The 16862-nt window shown below is 53.0% G+C and carries 20 protein-coding genes; 15 read left to right on the top strand and 5 right to left on the bottom strand.

What is annotated here, in order from left to right:
* The first annotated feature begins 164 nt into the window (after positions 1–164).
* From rlmN to rpe, 5 genes are read left to right on the top strand one after another with little or no spacing between them, the layout of a single operon-like run.
* Positions 165–1235: a 23S rRNA (adenine(2503)-C(2))-methyltransferase RlmN gene (gene rlmN, locus NST37_RS15710; RefSeq protein WP_024982916.1), complete on the top strand. Its 1071-nt coding sequence runs from the start codon at positions 165–167 to the stop codon at positions 1233–1235.
* A 4-nt stretch (positions 1236–1239) separates the two neighbouring features.
* Positions 1240–2001: a Stp1/IreP family PP2C-type Ser/Thr phosphatase gene (locus NST37_RS15705; RefSeq protein WP_024982915.1), complete on the top strand. Its 762-nt coding sequence runs from the start codon at positions 1240–1242 to the stop codon at positions 1999–2001.
* 5 nt (positions 2002–2006) lie between these two features.
* Positions 2007–3959: a Stk1 family PASTA domain-containing Ser/Thr kinase gene (pknB, locus tag NST37_RS15700; protein WP_122958689.1), complete on the top strand. Its 1953-nt coding sequence runs from the start codon at positions 2007–2009 to the stop codon at positions 3957–3959.
* 18 nt (positions 3960–3977) lie between these two features.
* On the top strand, positions 3978–4868 hold the full coding sequence (rsgA, locus tag NST37_RS15695) for a ribosome small subunit-dependent GTPase A (protein ID WP_003386133.1): 891 nt from the start codon (positions 3978–3980) through the stop codon (positions 4866–4868).
* Entirely contained in the window at positions 4862–5509 is a 648-nt protein-coding gene (rpe, locus tag NST37_RS15690; protein WP_003386132.1) for a ribulose-phosphate 3-epimerase, read from the top strand. Before rsgA ends, rpe begins: the two co-directional genes overlap by 7 nt.
* Before the next feature lie 65 nt (positions 5510–5574).
* Here the strand turns inward: rpe and NST37_RS15685 are convergent, their stop codons facing one another.
* Positions 5575–6000 (bottom strand): RDD family protein, encoded by a 426-nt coding sequence (locus NST37_RS15685; protein WP_003386131.1) that lies wholly within the window; start codon positions 5998–6000, stop codon positions 5575–5577.
* A gap of 50 nt (positions 6001–6050) precedes the next feature.
* Positions 6051–7181, bottom strand: a complete 1131-nt coding sequence (locus NST37_RS15680) for a M20 family metallopeptidase (protein ID WP_339185553.1) — start codon at positions 7179–7181, stop codon at positions 6051–6053.
* 392 nt (positions 7182–7573) lie between these two features.
* Here NST37_RS15680 and NST37_RS15675 point away from each other — a divergent pair, with 392 nt between their 5' ends.
* The 6 genes from NST37_RS15675 to spoVM all read left to right on the top strand — a co-directional run bounded on the left by NST37_RS15675 (position 7574) and on the right by spoVM (position 11029).
* Positions 7574–8395, top strand: coding sequence for a transporter substrate-binding domain-containing protein (locus NST37_RS15675; RefSeq protein ID WP_003386129.1), 822 nt, complete (start codon positions 7574–7576; stop codon positions 8393–8395).
* 69 nt (positions 8396–8464) lie between these two features.
* Positions 8465–9124 (top strand): amino acid ABC transporter permease, encoded by a 660-nt coding sequence (locus NST37_RS15670; protein ID WP_003386128.1) that lies wholly within the window; start codon positions 8465–8467, stop codon positions 9122–9124.
* Entirely contained in the window at positions 9117–9839 is a 723-nt protein-coding gene (locus NST37_RS15665; RefSeq protein WP_003386127.1) for an amino acid ABC transporter ATP-binding protein, read from the top strand. The genes NST37_RS15670 and NST37_RS15665 overlap by 8 nt, the downstream gene beginning before the upstream one ends.
* A 168-nt stretch (positions 9840–10007) precedes the next feature.
* Entirely contained in the window at positions 10008–10568 is a 561-nt protein-coding gene (gene thiT / locus NST37_RS15660) for an energy-coupled thiamine transporter ThiT (protein ID WP_339185552.1), read from the top strand.
* 218 nt (positions 10569–10786) lie between these two features.
* The gene (locus tag NST37_RS15655) at positions 10787–10924 is read left to right on the top strand and encodes a hypothetical protein (protein ID WP_171505973.1); all 138 of its coding nucleotides are present in this window, start codon (positions 10787–10789) and stop codon (positions 10922–10924) included.
* A 21-nt stretch (positions 10925–10945) separates the two neighbouring features.
* A complete protein-coding gene (spoVM, locus tag NST37_RS15650) occupies positions 10946–11029 on the top strand; it encodes a stage V sporulation protein SpoVM (protein ID WP_003386125.1) in 84 nt (27 codons plus the stop codon).
* Between the two features lie 99 nt (positions 11030–11128).
* Here the strand turns inward: spoVM and rpmB are convergent, their stop codons facing one another.
* Positions 11129–11317, bottom strand: coding sequence for a 50S ribosomal protein L28 (gene rpmB / locus NST37_RS15645; protein WP_003386124.1), 189 nt, complete (start codon positions 11315–11317; stop codon positions 11129–11131).
* Positions 11318–11718: 401 nt separating this feature from the next.
* Here rpmB and NST37_RS15640 point away from each other — a divergent pair, with 401 nt between their 5' ends.
* The 4 genes from NST37_RS15640 to NST37_RS15625 all read left to right on the top strand — a co-directional run bounded on the left by NST37_RS15640 (position 11719) and on the right by NST37_RS15625 (position 15395).
* Positions 11719–12084: an Asp23/Gls24 family envelope stress response protein gene (locus tag NST37_RS15640; protein ID WP_003386122.1), complete on the top strand. Its 366-nt coding sequence runs from the start codon at positions 11719–11721 to the stop codon at positions 12082–12084.
* Between the two features lie 13 nt (positions 12085–12097).
* Positions 12098–13801: a DAK2 domain-containing protein gene (locus tag NST37_RS15635; protein WP_339166228.1), complete on the top strand. Its 1704-nt coding sequence runs from the start codon at positions 12098–12100 to the stop codon at positions 13799–13801.
* A 50-nt stretch (positions 13802–13851) separates the two neighbouring features.
* Positions 13852–14706: a DegV family protein gene (locus NST37_RS15630; protein WP_003386119.1), complete on the top strand. Its 855-nt coding sequence runs from the start codon at positions 13852–13854 to the stop codon at positions 14704–14706.
* A gap of 179 nt (positions 14707–14885) precedes the next feature.
* Positions 14886–15395, top strand: coding sequence for a GNAT family N-acetyltransferase (locus NST37_RS15625; protein WP_339166225.1), 510 nt, complete (start codon positions 14886–14888; stop codon positions 15393–15395).
* Between the two features lie 25 nt (positions 15396–15420).
* On the opposite strand, the gene NST37_RS15620 is transcribed toward NST37_RS15625, so the two are convergent.
* Together NST37_RS15620 and NST37_RS15615 are read right to left on the bottom strand one after the other, a co-directional pair.
* Positions 15421–15549 carry a hypothetical protein gene (locus NST37_RS15620; RefSeq protein ID WP_255320315.1) on the bottom strand — a complete coding sequence of 43 codons (129 nt, stop codon included), beginning with the start codon at positions 15547–15549 and terminating at the stop codon, positions 15421–15423.
* Between the two features lie 76 nt (positions 15550–15625).
* On the bottom strand, positions 15626–16861 hold the full coding sequence (locus NST37_RS15615; protein ID WP_339166223.1) for an amidohydrolase family protein: 1236 nt from the start codon (positions 16859–16861) through the stop codon (positions 15626–15628).
* Position 16862 lies beyond the last annotated feature (1 nt).

Below are 16862 nucleotides of genomic sequence, written 5' to 3'. Positions count from 1 at the left end.
CGCTCCCTTGCCGTTTGTACTCGGATGGAATGGTTTACACTAGGAGAAGCGATGCATTTTGCGTTGTGCCACCGATTTCTTGTTTGATGCGACAGACAATGCAGGGTACAATGATAAGATGACGATTTGCACCAAGCTAATGACTTGAGGATGTGAAAAGAAGAATGCCACTGACTTCCTATACGAGCGAAAAGCCGCTCATTTACAGTTTGACACCGGACGAGATGAAAGAATGGCTCGTCGAAATCGGAGACAAGGCGTTTCGTGCCCAGCAAATTTTTGACTGGCTGTACGTCAAGCGCGTCCGTTCCTTTGAAGAGATGACCAACCTCTCCAAAGACCTTCGCCAAAAGCTGTCCGAGACTTTCCGGATCGAAGCGATGGAAGAGATCACCCACCAGACCTCTCAGGACGGAACCGTCAAGTTTTTGTTCAAGCTTGTCGACGGTCACGCCATCGAGACCGTAATCATGCGTCACAGCTACGGCAACAGTATCTGCGTGACGACCCAGGTGGGCTGCCGGATCGGCTGCACGTTCTGCGCATCCACGCTGGGCGGATTGAAGCGCAACCTGGACGCCGGCGAGATCGTCGCCCAGGTGCTGATGGCGCAGCGAAAGCTCGATGAGGAGGGCGCACGCGTCAGCCACGTCGTCGTTATGGGGATTGGCGAGCCGTTCGAAAACTTCGAGAACCTGATCGCCTTTCTGCGAATCATTAACGACAATCGCGGCCTGAACATCGGGGCCCGCCATATTACGGTATCCACAAGCGGAATCGTACCGAAAATTTACGAGTTTGCCGATCGCGGCGGACAGGTCAATCTGGCAATCTCGCTGCACGCCCCGAATACGGAGCTGCGGACCAAGCTGATGCCGATCAACCGCGGCTTCCCGTTGGAGAAGCTGCTGGAGGCATGCCGTTACTATATCGCCAAGACCGGACGACGCATCAGCTTTGAGTACGGCCTGTTCGGCGGGACAAACGATCAGCCCGAACACGCCGAGGAGTTGGCCGATCTGATCGGTGACATGCTGTGCCACGTCAATCTGATTCCGGTAAACTATGTGCCGGAGCGGGATTACGTACGGACTCCGCGAAATGAAATCTTCCAGTTCAAAAACATCCTGGAGGACAGGGGCATCAACGTCACGATCCGGCGCGAGCAGGGAAGCGATATTGCTGCTGCCTGCGGACAGTTAAGAGCCCAATATGCGAAAGAAACCGTGGGGTGATTCCATGGAAATGGCAATGAAATCTCATGTCGGCTGCGTGCGCCAGGTCAATGAGGATTTTTATGCGTGCATAGCCGATGTGAGCGGACGTGTGTTAGCAGTCGTAGCAGATGGAATGGGCGGGCATCAGGCTGGCGATGTAGCCAGCCGCCTTGCCGTTGAGCGAATAGTAAAAGAACTGCGTCATCTGGATACAGGACTGGATCGGGAGGACGAACGGGAGAAGCTGATGAACGCTCTTCTGCTCGCCAACGACGAAGTCTATCGATACGCGCAGGAGCACCCGGAATGCAATGGCATGGGCACGACCGTTGTGGCCGCTTTGCTCGGGCCGACAGGGGTCGTAACCGCCCATATCGGGGACAGCCGTCTGTACCATTTTCAAAATGAAGAGCTGGTGCAGAAGACAGAGGATCACACGCTTGTTCACGAGCTGTTGAAAAGCGGTCAGATCACTGCACAGGAAGCATCTGTTCACCCGCAGCGCAACGTGATTATGCGAGCGCTTGGTACGGAGCCTGATGTCCGCATCGACCTTGGCCAGTTTGAGTGGTCGGAGGGCGATGTCGTTCTGCTGTGCTCAGATGGTTTGACAAATAAGGTGCAGTCCGCATCTTTGATTGATTGGCTGAAAAAGCCGGTGTCCCTGCAGGATCAGGTGGACGGTTTGGTTCATCAGGCCCTGGAGGCAGGCGGCGAGGATAATATCACGTTGGTGGCCGTTCGCAATCAGGCAAAGGTTGACACCGTTCAGAAAGAGGGGTGAGCGAGATGGAAGGTCAACGACTGGGGGGACGCTACCAGCTTGAAGCCCGCGTCGGTGGAGGCGGGATGGCGATCGTGTACAGGGCCAAAGACTTGGTTTTGAATCGACCGGTAGCTGTGAAAGTGCTCCGTTCGCAATTTGGGACGGACGAAGATTTCGTCACCCGTTTCCGCAGGGAAGCTCAGGCGGTGGCAAGCCTGTCTCATCCCAATGTAGTCGGTGTCTACGATGTGGGACAGGATGGCGATACCCATTACATGGTCATGGAATACGTGGAAGGGTATACGCTGAAAGAATTGATAAATCGCAACGGGGCTATTCCGGTTGAGGATGCCGTGGAGATCGCAGCGGAAATCTGTGATGCATTGGATCATGCGCACGCCAACCAGATTATTCACCGCGACATTAAGCCGCACAACATTTTGATCGGGAAAAACGGCCGTATCAAGGTAACGGACTTCGGCATTGCGAGAGCCGTTACTTCAACGACAATCACCCATACAAATTCGGTGCTCGGTTCCGTTCATTACTTTTCGCCTGAACAAGCGCGTGGCGGTATTACGGCTGAAAAATCGGACATCTACTCGCTCGGTATTGTGCTGTATGAAATGGTGACCGGCAAGCTGCCTTTTTCCGGTGAGTCGCCGATCTCTGTCGCTCTGAAGCACCTGCAGGAGCCTCTGCCGGAGCCGCGTCAGGTTAATCCAGCCATCCCGCAAAGCGTGGAGAACGTCATTTTGAAGGCATTGGTCAAGGACCCGACCTTGCGTTACGGATCGGCTCGCGAAATGCTGGATGATTTGGAAACGTGCCTGTTGCCGGAGCGGCTGAATGAAGAAAAAATCCAGTTCCCTGTTGACGATGAAGCGACCAAAGCCTATCCCGTCATTACGCAGGAAATGCTGGAAGGACAAGGGCGGACAGGAACGCCATCGCGCCAGGAGACCGAAGAGGAGAAAGCCAAACGCCCATGGTGGATGAAAACGGCCCTGTGGACGGGAGCGGTCGGATTGTTCTTCGTTCTCGCCTTTCTGGGCTTCAATCTGGTCATGGAGCTGTTTCCTTCTGTGCCGGAAGTAGACGTGCCGCTCGTCCAGGGGAGCGAACGGACGGTTGCGGAACAGGCGATCCGGGCGGCCAAGCTCGTCCCCCACGTCGTGGAGGAAGCCAGTGATACGGTGGAGAAAGGGATGGTCATCAGCCAGGACCCGTCACCACCGATGAAGCTGAAGGAAAATGCCGTCGTTACGCTGTATGTCAGCACTGGACAAGAGGCGATCAAAATGCCGAATCTGGTCGGGACGGTTCGGACAGTCGCAGAAAATGAACTGAAGTCAAAAGGATTCAAAATAACCGACAAGACGTTCACGGAAAAAGAATCGGATGACGTCCCAGCAGGTGAGGTCATTAATCAATTCCCGCCGGCTGATCAGGAGGTCGTGCCCGGCAAGACGGAAGTCCTCGTGGAAGTGAGCAAAGGAAAGGCACAGGTAACCATGCCCGATGTTCGCGGGGAAACGCTGGAGCAAGCGCGGATAGAGCTATTCAAGCAAGGTCTTTTGATCGATGAAACAGCGATCAAAGCAGAGCCGTCATACCTGTATGGCGAGCCCAACAGAGTGATTCACACCCTGCCGTACGATCCGGGGATGAAGGTCGAGAAGGGCACAGCCATCCCGGTTACAGTCAGCAACGGGCAATACCCGGCAGACGCCAAGATCACCAGCACCCCGGTTTACGTAGAAGTGTATCCGGGTGAGGGAGAAATCCCGGTGAAAATCACTGTCAGTGACGCCAGGGGAGACAATCAGGTTGTCGTAGACGAGAAAATCACGGAAAGCAGGACCTTCGATATTCCCATTGTCCTGTCTCCGAAGAAAAAGGCAACGATCAAGGTTATCCGCGCCGGTGTGGAATTATCTAACGAAGAAATCAGTTACGACAGTATTATGTACTAAGCAGTTGGGGGGACATGAATGCCAGAAGGACGGATCGTCAAAGCGTTAAGCGGGTTCTACTATGTGGACGACGGCAACCGGGTTTACCAATGCCGGGCGCGAGGGTTGTTCAAGAAAAAAGGAGCCAAAGTAAATCCGCTGGTCGGGGATTGGGTCGTGTACGATCCGACCAGTGAGACGGAAGGATATGTCATGGAAGTGGGGGAACGGACTAGTGAGCTGGTTCGTCCTCCCATCTCCAACGTGGATCAGGCAGTCCTTGTTTTTTCCATGGTCGAGCCTGCTTTCACCTCCTTTTTGCTGGACAAGTTTCTCGTGCATACGGAGAATGCAGGCATCGATTCCGTAATCGTACTTTCCAAGGCAGACAAGGCTTCGGAAAGCGATGTGGAGGCGATCGTTCGCAAGTACGAAGCGATCGGCTACCGCGTCATCCCTACCTCGACGAAGCAGGAGCGCGGGATTGATTCGGTGCGGGAGGTGCTTCGTGATCGTATCTCTGTTTTTGCCGGTCAGTCCGGTGTGGGGAAATCGTCCCTGATCAATGCCTTGTTCCCTGGCACGAGTCTGCAGACAGGCGATATCAGCCAAAAGCTGGGGAGGGGACGCCACACAACCCGCCACGTAGAACTGATTCCGCTGGAGGGCGGCGGTTATGTAGCGGATACGCCGGGATTCAGCTCGCTTGAATTCATCGGAATCGACGAGCTCGATCTGGCTGAGGCCTTCCGTGATTTTGCCGCTCTCAGCAGCGAGTGCAAGTTCCGCGGCTGCCTTCATGTCAGCGAACCCTCCTGTGCCGTCCAAAGCGCTTTGGAGGAAGGCAAAATCGACCTGGAGCGTTACGAGCACTACAAGCAATTTCGGGAAGAACTGAAAGAATACCAACGGAGGAACAAACCATGGTAAAAATCGCCCCCTCAATCTTGTCCGCAGACTTTGCCCGTCTGGGCGAGGAAATCCGCGATGTTGAACGCGGAGGCGCGGATTGGATTCACGTAGATGTAATGGATGGACACTTTGTTCCCAACATTACGATTGGACCTTTGATTGTCGATGCGATTCGTCCGGTGACGACGCTGCCTCTGGACGTCCACTTGATGATCGAAGAGCCAGACCGCTACATCCCGCAATTCGCCAAGAGCGGAGCAGACTGGATCACTGTCCATCAGGAGGCTTGCCGTCACCTGCATCGAACGATCCATCTGATCAAGGAGCAGGGAGTAAAAGCAGGCGTTGTCCTGAATCCGGCTACACCGGTCTCGACCATTGAACCGATGCTTGGCGACCTGGACATCGTTCTGCTCATGACGGTCAACCCGGGGTTCGGCGGACAAAAGTTCATCCACAGCGTCGTGCCGAAAATCAGAGAGCTGCGCAGGATGCTGGACGAGCGCGGTTTGGGGCACGTCGAGATCGAAATTGACGGCGGGGTAAACCCCGAGACAGCCAGGCTGTGCGAAGAAGCGGGGGCGACAGTCCTCGTGGCTGGCAGCGCGGTGTTCAATCAGGCGGATCGGGCAGCGGCCATTGCTGCGATTCGCGGGTAAAAAAGTGCATGAAAAGACCGGGACATCAGCTCCCGGTCTTTTTGCATACTTGATGATAATGAGTATTATGGCTGGTTCGAAGTCACATACGTACCTGCAATCAAATCGTGAATGGCGCGTTTGTCTTCGCGAACGCCCACCATGATGGCGCTGACGATGGCCGCAATGCCAAAAGTAAGACCGTATACGAGTCCCATGCCGACAATCAGGCGAAGCAGCATCGTGCCGATGCCGACCGGGCTGCCGTCTACTTTCACAATGCGAACCCCGACGATTTTCTTCCCAACCGTATAGCCATACCAAAATACTGGCAGCAGCAGGGAGTAAAGGGTAGAGATCAGATTAGAGACGAGATTGTCCTCCAAGCCTCCTGTGATCAACCAGGTGAGAAGGATCAATGGAACACCAATAATAATTCCATCAAGCAAGTTTGCACCTAGGCGTCGCCAAAAACCGACAGGGTTAATTGGCAATGGTTTTGCTGTTTCCATGTTGTCACACTCCTATATTTTTATCCTATTATATGCACAAAAAGGAAAAATTACAAGGTTGTGAACAATCTTGCCAGGAGAGCGATTTTTTGTGGAATGCTGTCGATTTCGACGTGCTCATGGGATGCGTGGGCACCATCGCCATTCGGTCCCAGACCATCGAGTGTGGGCGTCCCGACTGAAGCGGCAAAATTTCCGTCGCTGGTGCCCCCTACGCCTGTTTCCGTCAAATCGAAGCCTTCCAAACGCGCTTGTTCGCGGGCATGGAAAAACAAATGTTCCGTCCCGGCTGTCCGCTCCATCGGCGGTTTCGGGATGCCTCCTTCGACGATCAGCTCGGCACCAGGCAGGACAGGCTGCAGCTGGTGCATCAAGCGGGTAATCCGTACCGCTTCCTCTGCTGTAGACACCCTTACATCAATGACCGCTTCTGCATAATCCGGCACGACGTTGCTCACGCTGCCCCCTTGGATGGTTCCGACGGAAAGGGTGGTACCAGCCTCGTAATTCGTCCAGGATTGAATCGTCAGCACGTGATGGGCCAATTCTTCAATCGCATTGATTCCTTTGGCATGGTCATTCCCAGCATGTGCGGCCCGGCCCTTGACCTTCAGCAAAAATTCTCCGCCGCCTTTTCGGCTTGTCTTGAGGGAACCGTCACCGGCTGCCGGTTCGATTACTAGCGCGCACCGGCTCCGTTTGGCCTCTTCCTTGATCAGCTCCTCTGAAGACAGGCTGCCTGTCTCTTCGTCCGTATTCCAGAAGAAAACGAGCTTGCGGGAGAGGGGCAGCTTTTGCTCGATGATGGCCCGCAATGCGTAGTAGCAAAAGACAATTCCCGCTTTCATATCGTATGTTCCCGGCCCGTAAACCTTGCCGTCCTCGATCCGCCACGGCTCGCGGCTCAAGCTGCCAATCTCTTTGACCGTATCGAAGTGACCGAGAACAAGAATTTGCTCCTCGCCCTCACCGTATTCCACGCGCAGCTGGTCTCCGTACTCATGTTGCGGATATGTATCCACCCGGCAGCCGAGGGCCCGGAAACGGTCGGCAATGAATGCGCCTACCCGATCTACGGCCTCCTTGTTGTGTGTAGGCGACTCCATTTCCACATAACGGCGAAGCTCCTCCAGGATGTCTGGCAGCTGATCGCGGAAGTATGCTGTCCAGTTCACAGTCATATTCCATCCTCCTGTGATTGTATGTTTGTTTTTGATCCTATTCATTATGCCAGAAAGCGCTGACGAATGATTCTTTTTTTCTGTAAATTTGTTCATTATCTATCATCTTTTTCATTTCGCTTTAAAGTGAAAGGGAGAAAAAGAGACAAGCTCGTACCGAAACAACAAGAACCAGCTGTCATGAATCGCGGATCAGAAATGATGTCCATATTTCTATGTGAATTTTATAAATATTCAGCGAAATAATTTTAGTATTGATTAAAATACTCATTTCATTGTATAAATATTAGTTGTTGGGCAAAGTTCTTTTTATTCCTTGTTACAAACAGTTTTGCACTTATGTTTTTTGTAAAACGATTCAACAGATACAAGATGACGAAGGGGGATTCATCATGAAAAAATCTGCACTCGCTTCACTTGCACTTTCTTCTCTTTTGGCTGTAGCCGTACTGGCTGGCTGCGGCACAGGAAATCAGCCGGGCACTGCACAGCAGCCTGCAGGCCAGGATTCTGCCGGACAAGCCGCAGGAGGCGGAAAGAAGCTGGTCATGGCTACATCTGCTGACTACAAACCGTATGAATTTCACGATTTGTCCAGCGGGAAGGACGAGATCGTCGGATTTGACATCGACATTGCCAAGTACATTGGAAAAGAGCTCGGCTATGAAATCGAAGTGGTCGACATGAACTTTGACGGACTGGTACCGGCGCTTCAGACCAAGCGCGCCGATTTCGTCATGGCAGGCATGACCCCAACGCCTGAGCGTCTGCAGAACGCCGACTTCTCGACGATCTACTATGATGCGAAAAATACGATTGTCGCCAAAAAGGAGAGCAATCTGACCAAGCCGGAGCAGCTTGCGGGCAAAAAGATCACCGTACAAACCGGCTCCATTCAGGAAGGTGCGGCCAAGGAACTGCAAAAGACCATCCAAGGTCTGGAGATCGTTTCGCTGAACAAAACCGGTGAGATCGTGGAAGAAGTCAAAACAGGCCGTGTGGATGCAGCGATCCTGGAGGATACTGTAGCCAAGGGTTATGTGGAAGCGAATCCGGAACTGCAGTTCACCACCATCCAAAGCGATGAGGTTAACGGCTCCGCTATCGCATTCCCGAAGGGTTCTCCGCATGTGGAAGAGTTCAACAAGGTGATCAAGACCATGCAGGAAAACGGCGAGATGGACAAGCTGATCAACAAATGGTTCGGCCAATAATCAGCTGACAGAAGGGCCTTGTTCCCGGTCTAGACAGCGCAGTTTTATTCGAAAAGGAGTCGAAAGGGCATGAGTTTGGATTTTGCACAAATTGTGCCCTATATCCCCTTTATAGTAAACGGGATAAAGGTCACATTACAGGTAACACTTCTGTCGGTCGTGTTCGGTTTTATCTGGGGCTCCTTGCTGGCACTCATCAAAATTTCCAACATTCGTCTGCTGAAAGGATTTGCGGTCGCATATACGTCTGTCTTTCGCGGCACGCCGCTCATCCTGCAGCTGACGTTCGTCTACTTTGCCACGCCGCAGATTACAGGCTACAACATTTCAGCGTTTGAAGCCGCCGTTTTGACTTTTACGCTCAACTCCGGGGCGTACATCTCCGAGACGATCCGCGGCGGAATTATGGCCGTAGACAAGGGGCAATGGGAAGCGGCCAAAGCTCTCGGCGTTCCGTACCGCAAAATGATGACGGATATCATTTTGCCGCAAGCAGTGAAAAACATCCTGCCTGCATTGGTAAACGAAACGATCGCGCTCTTGAAGGAATCGGCACTTGTATCTACGATCGGCCTTGCGGACATCATGCAGAACGCCAATATCGTCAAAGGGACGATCTTCCGCTACTTTGAGCCGTACCTTCTGGCGGGCTTGCTCTATTACGTCATGGTCATGCTGCTCACTTGGGTGGCGCGTGTGCTGGAGAGGAGGATGAGACGCAGTGATTAAGATTCAGAATGTGAGCAAGTCTTTCGGCTCGCTCGATGTTTTGCACGACATCTCCACTGAGATCGGCCGCGGTGACGTGGTGGCGATCATCGGTCCATCCGGCTCCGGCAAATCGACGCTCTTGCGCTGCATGAACCTGCTGGAGACCCCGACAAAGGGAACGATCGTCATCGACGGGCAAGCCATTACGGATCCGAAAGCGGATGTGATGCGCATTCGCCAAAAGATCGGCATGGTGTTTCAGCATTTTCACCTGTTTCCGCACATGAGCGTGCTGGACAATCTCACGTACGCTCCTGTCAAGGTCAAGGGACTCTCCAAAGCGGCGGCGGAAGCCAAGGCAAGGGAGCTGCTCGCTCGTGTCGGGCTGTCCAACAAGGCGGATGTCTTCCCGAATCGTCTTTCCGGCGGACAGAAGCAGCGGGTTGCGATCGCCCGTTCCTTGGCGATGGAACCGCAAATCATGCTGTTTGACGAGCCGACATCGGCGCTCGACCCGGAAATGGTCAAAGAGGTATTGGATGTCATGAAGGGACTTGCCGATACGGGGATGACAATGGCGATCGTGACGCACGAGATGAATTTTGCCCGCGAGGTCGCCGACCGCATCTGTTTTCTTGACGGAGGAAGATTGGTGGAGGATGCGCCGCCGAGCGAGTTCTTTTCGAATCCCAAAAGCGAGCGGGCCAAGCAGTTTTTGGAAAAAATGCTGTAACAACGAGTGGTTTTTACGCTTCGGAGCCTTGGGGCTGCGAAGCGTTTTCTTTTTTGACAGACATTCGGCCTTGGGCTAGAATCAGGTTGAGCCGAGTAATTATTGGTGTATTCTGCTATTTATATTCGGTATTGCCTTTTTACAAATGAAAAGGGAGTGTAGAAACAAATGTCTAGGCAACGATTGCTTATCTTGCTGGAAATGGCGATGATGACAGCGCTCGCTCTTGTATTCAGCGAGATCAAGGTATTTCAAATGCCGCAAGGGGGATCTGTGTCCCTCGTGATGGTGCCGATCGCGCTGCTCGCGGTGCGTCGCGGCCTTTTGCCGGGAGTGACATGCGGTATCCTGGTTGGTGTACTGCAAACCTTCTTTGGCAGCGGTTACGTTCATCCGGTCCAGCTGCTGCTCGATTATCCGGTCGCATTCGGCGCTCTGGGACTGGCAGGGCTTGTCCGCCTGTCTGCGATCGAGAAGCGTACGAACAAGGTTATGGCTCTGTGGAGCGTCCTGTTCGTCGGCGTGATCGGACGGTTTGTCTGTCACTTTCTCTCCGGGGTGATCTGGTTCGGCAAATATGCGCCAGAGGGCATGCCGGCTGCGCTGTACTCCTTCGTCTACAACATCACCTATCTGCTTCCGGAAATGATCATCACAGGGATTGTTTTGACCGTCGTCATGTCGAGTGCGCCTCAGCTTTTGTTCCCGGTGCGAAACAGACTGGCGTAACGAAGCTTTTACCAAAGAAACACGCATATTGGCGGCTGGTGCCGCATAGAGTATTCAGGCAGCGAAATGTTGCCTGAATTTTTTTTGTTTCGACAAGGTGAGACACATGTTTATCCCAGAGCGGAATAAGATGTAATATGCACGTTTCGAAAGAACGCCCGAAGGAGGTGCGGCATGAAATGGGATTGCGCTCCTTTCGCCTGCGACAGGGGGGCGCCTTGCGACGTGTTCTCGGGGTGGCATTGGCTGTCGGAGGTATTACCATTCTATTGTACTCGGCACCTCCATGGGTTTGGTATAGCCTGTTGGCGGTAGGACTCATCGGGGCCGGCTGGTATTTGTATCACAAGAAGTAATTTCGGTAAGGAGGGGTAGTCATGCGGTTTTACACCATCAAGTTGCCGAAGTTTATAGGTGGCATGATTCGCGCTGTCATCGAGGCATTTAATAAGAAGAAATGAAGGCAGCGGTCTCCTTCAGTCGAAGCAGGGGAAGCAGCAGAAAAGCAAAAAAGCACCTCGTGGGTGCTTTTTTTACTGATGTTCGGTTGAAACGCGAAACTATACGCGAGTTACCAGACCGGATTTCAGCGCTCGAGTGCTTACATAAACGCGCTTCGGTTTACCATCTACGAGAATGCGCACTTTTTGTACGTTAACACCCCATTTGCGGCGATTTGCGCGCATGGAGTGGGAGCGAGCGTTACCAGTTTTGCCAGAACGGCCAGTTACAAAGCAGCGACGTGCCATTACGATCCACCTCCCTCAGATGCATATAAACGGGATACTTTGTTTTGTTTAGATAATACAAACACTTGCTTATCTTAGCATACGCCCCTGTCAATTGCAATACTTGACATGAGGAAAAGCCATTCTCCTTCTGTTTTGGGGGTCATTCGACAAAACGCTTCATTTCTACCTATTGATAGTGTAAAATTGGGAGAAGCATGGAAATGCATTGGGTTGCTGCTTCTTCAATCGAAGAAGTTCTTTTGACAAGCGGCATTTTTTGTACACGCACTTTGCAATAGGTGAGTGGATATCGGAGCAGATCTATGCGGTATGGATGGTGGCAATGTCGTACATGCTTACTGGTACGGTTACTGTTACAATAGACGGCGATGCCGTTTGAAAAAAGGAGGAGTCCTTGCATGACAGTGGAAATGAGCACACCTCTTGGTAAAATCGATGTGACAGAAGATGTGATCGCGCGGATCGCTGGAGGCGCCGCCATGGAAGTGTTCGGCCTGGTCGGCATGGCTTCACGCAAAGCGCTCAAAGACGGAATTGCCGAGATGCTGGGCAGAGACAACCTCAGCAAAGGGGTAGTCGTCCATAACCAGAACGGTGAAGTCATTCTGGACATGCATATTATCGTCACTTACGGCGTGAAAATTTCTGAGGTTGCCGGCAATGTTCAAAGACGCGTTCGCTACACCTTGGAGCAGATGGTAGGCATTGATGTGACAGCAGTTAATATTTTTGTACAGGGAGTCCGTACAGACAGGGATACGTAAGGAGGAACATCAGTTGGTACATACGCGTCTTGACGGCGTGCTGTTTAGCCGGATGGTTTATCTGGGGGCGAGGCTCCTGTCCAGCAACGCCAAAGTGGTGGATGGATTAAACGTCTTTCCCGTTCCAGATGGTGACACGGGGACAAACATGAATTTGACGCTCACATCGGGAGCAGAGGAACTTGCACGAAAGGAATCTCCCAAGATCGGAGAGTCTGCGGCCGCTCTTGCCAGAGGTCTGCTGATGGGAGCGAGGGGGAATTCCGGCGTGATTCTCTCCCAGTTGTTTCGCGGATTCAGCAAAGCGGTAAACGGAAAAGACGAGATTAACGCCCGCCAGTTTGCCGAAGCGTTAAAGGCCGGAGTAGATTCCGCCTACCAGGCAGTGATGAAGCCGGTTGAGGGCACGATTCTCACTGTAGCCCGAGAAGCGGCCGAAACAGCTGTACGGACGGCACGCACGACAGACGATGTTCTCTTCGTCATGGAAAGAACCTATGAGCAGGCCCAGGAGACGCTGCTGCGCACACCCGACATGCTGCCCGTCCTAAAGGAAGTAGGCGTGGTGGATTCGGGCGGACAGGGACTACTCTTTGTATACGAGGGCTTCATCCGTGCGCTTCGCGGTGAAACGGCGGATCAGGTCAAGGAAGCGAAGCCATCGATTGCTTCGCTCGATATGGAAGAACTGGTTCACGAGCACCACAATGCACAAGTCCATATGAAAACAGAGGACATTCATTTTGGCTACTGTACAGAGTTTATGGTTTGGCTGACGCATAGCACGGAAGCCAACAAAAAGCCGTTTTCAGAAGCGGCATTCCGTACCCAGCTCGATCAGATGGGGGATTCTCTGTTAGTCATCTCTGACGATGATATGGTCAAAGTACATATACATGCCGAGCACCCCGGCAGCGTGCTCCAATACGCACAGCAGTTTGGCAGCCTGCATCGGATCAAGATCGAAAACATGCGGGAACAGCACGGCAACATCCTTCGCGAGGAGGAGCGGAAAGCGGCCGCACAGGTGCCTGCTGAAACTGCTCCGGCAGCAGCCGCTCAGCCCTATGGATTGATTGCTGTTGCGGCTGGTCCTGGACTGGCCGATATTTTCCGCAGCATGGGTGTTCACGTAGTCGTGGAAGGCGGCCAAACGATGAATCCGAGTACGGAAGACTTCCTTTCCGCGATTGACGGGCTGCATGCAGACGAGATTATTATTTTGCCGAACAACAGCAATATTGTGATGGCGGCGAAGCAGGCGGCCGAGCTGACGGACAAGTCCGTTACGGTTGTTCCGTCCAAGAGCATTCCGCAGGGGATGGCTGCGCTGATTGCTTTTAACGCAGGCGCGTCTCCGGAGGCCAATCAGCAGGCAATGACTGCTTCTATCGAACAAGTGAAAACAGGCATGGTAACCCATGCGGTTCGCGATACGAAAATGGGCGATGTCGAGATCAAGCAGGGAGACTTTATCGGCATTGCTGAAAAAGAGATCGTCTCATCCGGCCCGGATATGATGGCGATCGCAAAGGAACTGCTGTTCCAGCTTGTCGATGACGAGACTGGCATCGTGACGATTTTTATCGGGGAAGGCGCTGAAGAGAATCAAGCGGACGAACTCGCACAGGCGTTGGATGAAGCTTTCCCGGACGTGGACGTGGAAATCCACGAGGGCGGACAGCCGCTTTATCCGTTTATTTTCGCTGTAGAGTAGTCATAGAGGGCTGCGCTTTTGACTCGCTTCCCTGGAGAGGAGTTGTGTAGATGTCCATTGTGATCGTAACGGACAGTGCGGCTGACATCGATTCCGAGCTGCGGGAGTCGCTCGGAATCGTAGCAGTTCCGCTGAAGGTGATGTTTGGAGAAGAAACGTATTTGGACGGGGTCTCCATTACATCTGCCATGTTTTTTGAAAAATTGAAGCATACGGATGTGATGCCGACCACATCTCAACCATCCCCGCTCGACTTCGCTGAAACGTACAAACAAATTCGGGAGCAGCACGGCAAAGATGTCCAAATCATCGCCATCATGCTCTCCGGTTCGCTCTCAGGTACGTATCAGTCTGCCGTCATCGCACAATCGATGATGGAAGAACAGCTTGATATCACCGTCATTGATTCGCGTAAAGCTTCATTTGTTTACGGCATGCTCTGTGTCGAAGCGGCCAAAGCAGCGCGCGAAGGGAAGAGCAAGCAGCAGATACTCGACATGATCGATCGTTTTCTCGATGAAGTGCAGGTCTATTTCATCGTTGACACGCTGGAGTTTCTGCAAAAGGGTGGCCGCATTGGCAAGGCTTCTGCGGTCATCGGCTCCTTGCTTAACATTAAACCGATTCTGACCTTGGACCCTGCGGGGTACGTAGCTGCTTTTGACAAAGTAAGAGGGACCAAAAAAGCGATCGCCCGTGTGAAGGAAGCATTGAAGGAATACGCCTCAGACCAGCCGGTGAAGGTAGCGATGCTGCACAGCGCCGTACCTGATCAAGCGGCGGAGCATTTGGCGGCGATCAAGCAGGAGTTTCAGGTGACCGAGTCTTTCTTGCTGGAGATCGGCCCGGTAATCGGTACCCATGTAGGCCCGGGATTGCTCGGATTTGTGATGGTAAAAGAATAGACGTCCTTTTCGAAAGAAAAACCTCCTCGTGTGCTTCGAGGAGGTTTTTATACGGTCCTGTGCTCTCCCGGTACATGTTGCGGCGCTGCATGGCAGTTGCGGACCATATGCTCTGGAAAACAGGGGGACTGTCATTTACACGATGAGCATGTTTGAAAAAACAAGGAGGGTGTATTTGCATGCTGGCGACAGAGCGTCTTGTATTTCGTCCGTATACAGCAGAGGACCTGGATTTTTTGATGTCGATGACAGGTGATCCGGAGGTGATGCGGTATATCGGTCAAGGGAATGTCTGGACCAGAGAACAGACCGCCGAACGGCTGCGCATGTGGATGAACCGCTATGAAGAGGAGCAGGGGCTTGGACTGATGGTCGTGGCAAGGAAGTCTGATGGTGAACTGATTGGGTACGCAGGACTTGTTCCCCAGCTCGTCGATGAGCGCAAAGAGACAGAGGTTGGGTATTGGATCTCGAGAAGGCATTGGGGACAAGGCTATGCGTCCGAAGCTGCCCTGGCCTTGCGGAATTTCGGCCTGTCTCATCTGGGAAAAAAGCGGCTGATCTCGCTCATCCAATTTGACAATCATAGCTCAGTGAAGGTAGCGCGGAAAATAGGCATGAACTTTGAACGTGAAATCGTGTTCAACGGGAAAAGCATTGCGCTGTATTCTCTAACGCGGCAAGGCTGAAAGTGCCTAGCCTCCCCATCAGTTTCTATACCAAGTGATTCGCTTTATAAATGTCTGCCCGACGGCTCTCCATGTAGATAAACGGGTACTGCTCTTTAATCCGCTTGACTTCTGACAGATCCAGCGTGACGATTCCCAATTCTGGGTGTCTCAAGCAGACGCCACCCGAACTGTCTCTTCTGCCTGTTTCCCTTCCCATACCGGGATGAGGTTCTGCGCTACCAGCTCAATCAGCCTTCTCCGATACGATCAATTACCTTCACCCCGCGATAGTACACCTGCCTGATGTCCTCTTCGGAGGTTATCTCCAGTCCAGGCACACCTGCTGTCACCAGAAAATTCGCTTCCAGTCCCTTTCCCAAACTGCCGTAACGCTTTTCCTTCCCAAGGACCATTGCTGGATTGCGGGTGATGAGCGAGAGGATCTCGTTTTCCCCATACCCTTGCTTTTGCAAAAGCTTCATCGCAGGCTGGGCGATGGCCATCAGCGTCTCCGGCCCCTTTAATTCCCGATCCGGAAAAGAAAGCCAGGAGGCCTGCTCGTGTGGAGGCAAGTAGGCATCGGTAGAAATGGCGGTGGTCACCCCGGCCTGAACCAAGCGGCTGATTTGCTCCGGGGAATTCGGCAGTTCATGTGTGCCGCCCAGCGGAGTCGCGACTATTTTTATGTTCTTTTGGGCAGCTTCGATAATTTGCTGCTCGGTAATCCCGTGAGCGTGATGAAGCACATCCACTCCTGCAGCAAGGGCCATACGGATCGCTTCTTCGCCGCCGACATGAACGCCAATCGATTTGCCCGATCGGTGGAAAGCATCGACGACCCGGGTCAATTCGCTCTGTTCATAAATGATCTCGCCCGCCCGAGGGACCTCCTCCGGCTTGAAATTGGCCGGTGTGGCGTTGAGAAACAGATTCTCTCCCGGGTATTCGCTCTCGCCCGCCAGCACTTGTACGATCTCAGGGGCAGCTAAGCGCTCCCTCTCGACCGGATGGGGGCCGGTAGCCGCGGTAAAATGAGCAAGCTGCGAAAATCCAATCGAGATACTGGACAGAGAAAAGCAGACATCGATGGGCACAAAGGAAGCGAGACGACGATAAAAAGCGAGGTCGAAGCCGCACTTTGGATGCCCGCAAATTTGTTCCCCAAGGGCCGTAATCCCGCAGGACAGTGCCTTGAGCAGAAGCGACATGCCGGCGGCTCCATGTGTTTCTTCCGTTACCGGAAACAGTGATCCGGGAGCGAACTCCAAAAGGTGGGTATGGCAGTCCGCCAGCGAAGGGGCAATGACCCAGTCCCGGCAGTCGAGCAAAGCCACTCCATTCGCCCGATGCTCTACCCAAAGCTTCTCCCAGGGGCCAATGTCAGCGATCAGCCCGTTTTTCACAAGCATGGCTCCGTCGTTGATACTGCCTTTTTCGGTTACGGTCACCAGCTTCTTGGCCCTGATCATATACGTTCCGCTCATG

The organism is Brevibacillus sp. FSL K6-6036 (assembly GCF_037964015.1).
Classification (GTDB): domain Bacteria; phylum Bacillota; class Bacilli; order Brevibacillales; family Brevibacillaceae; genus Brevibacillus; species Brevibacillus borstelensis.
Note: the sequence above shows the minus strand (reverse complement) of the source record. Positions and strands in the feature narration are given on the sequence as shown.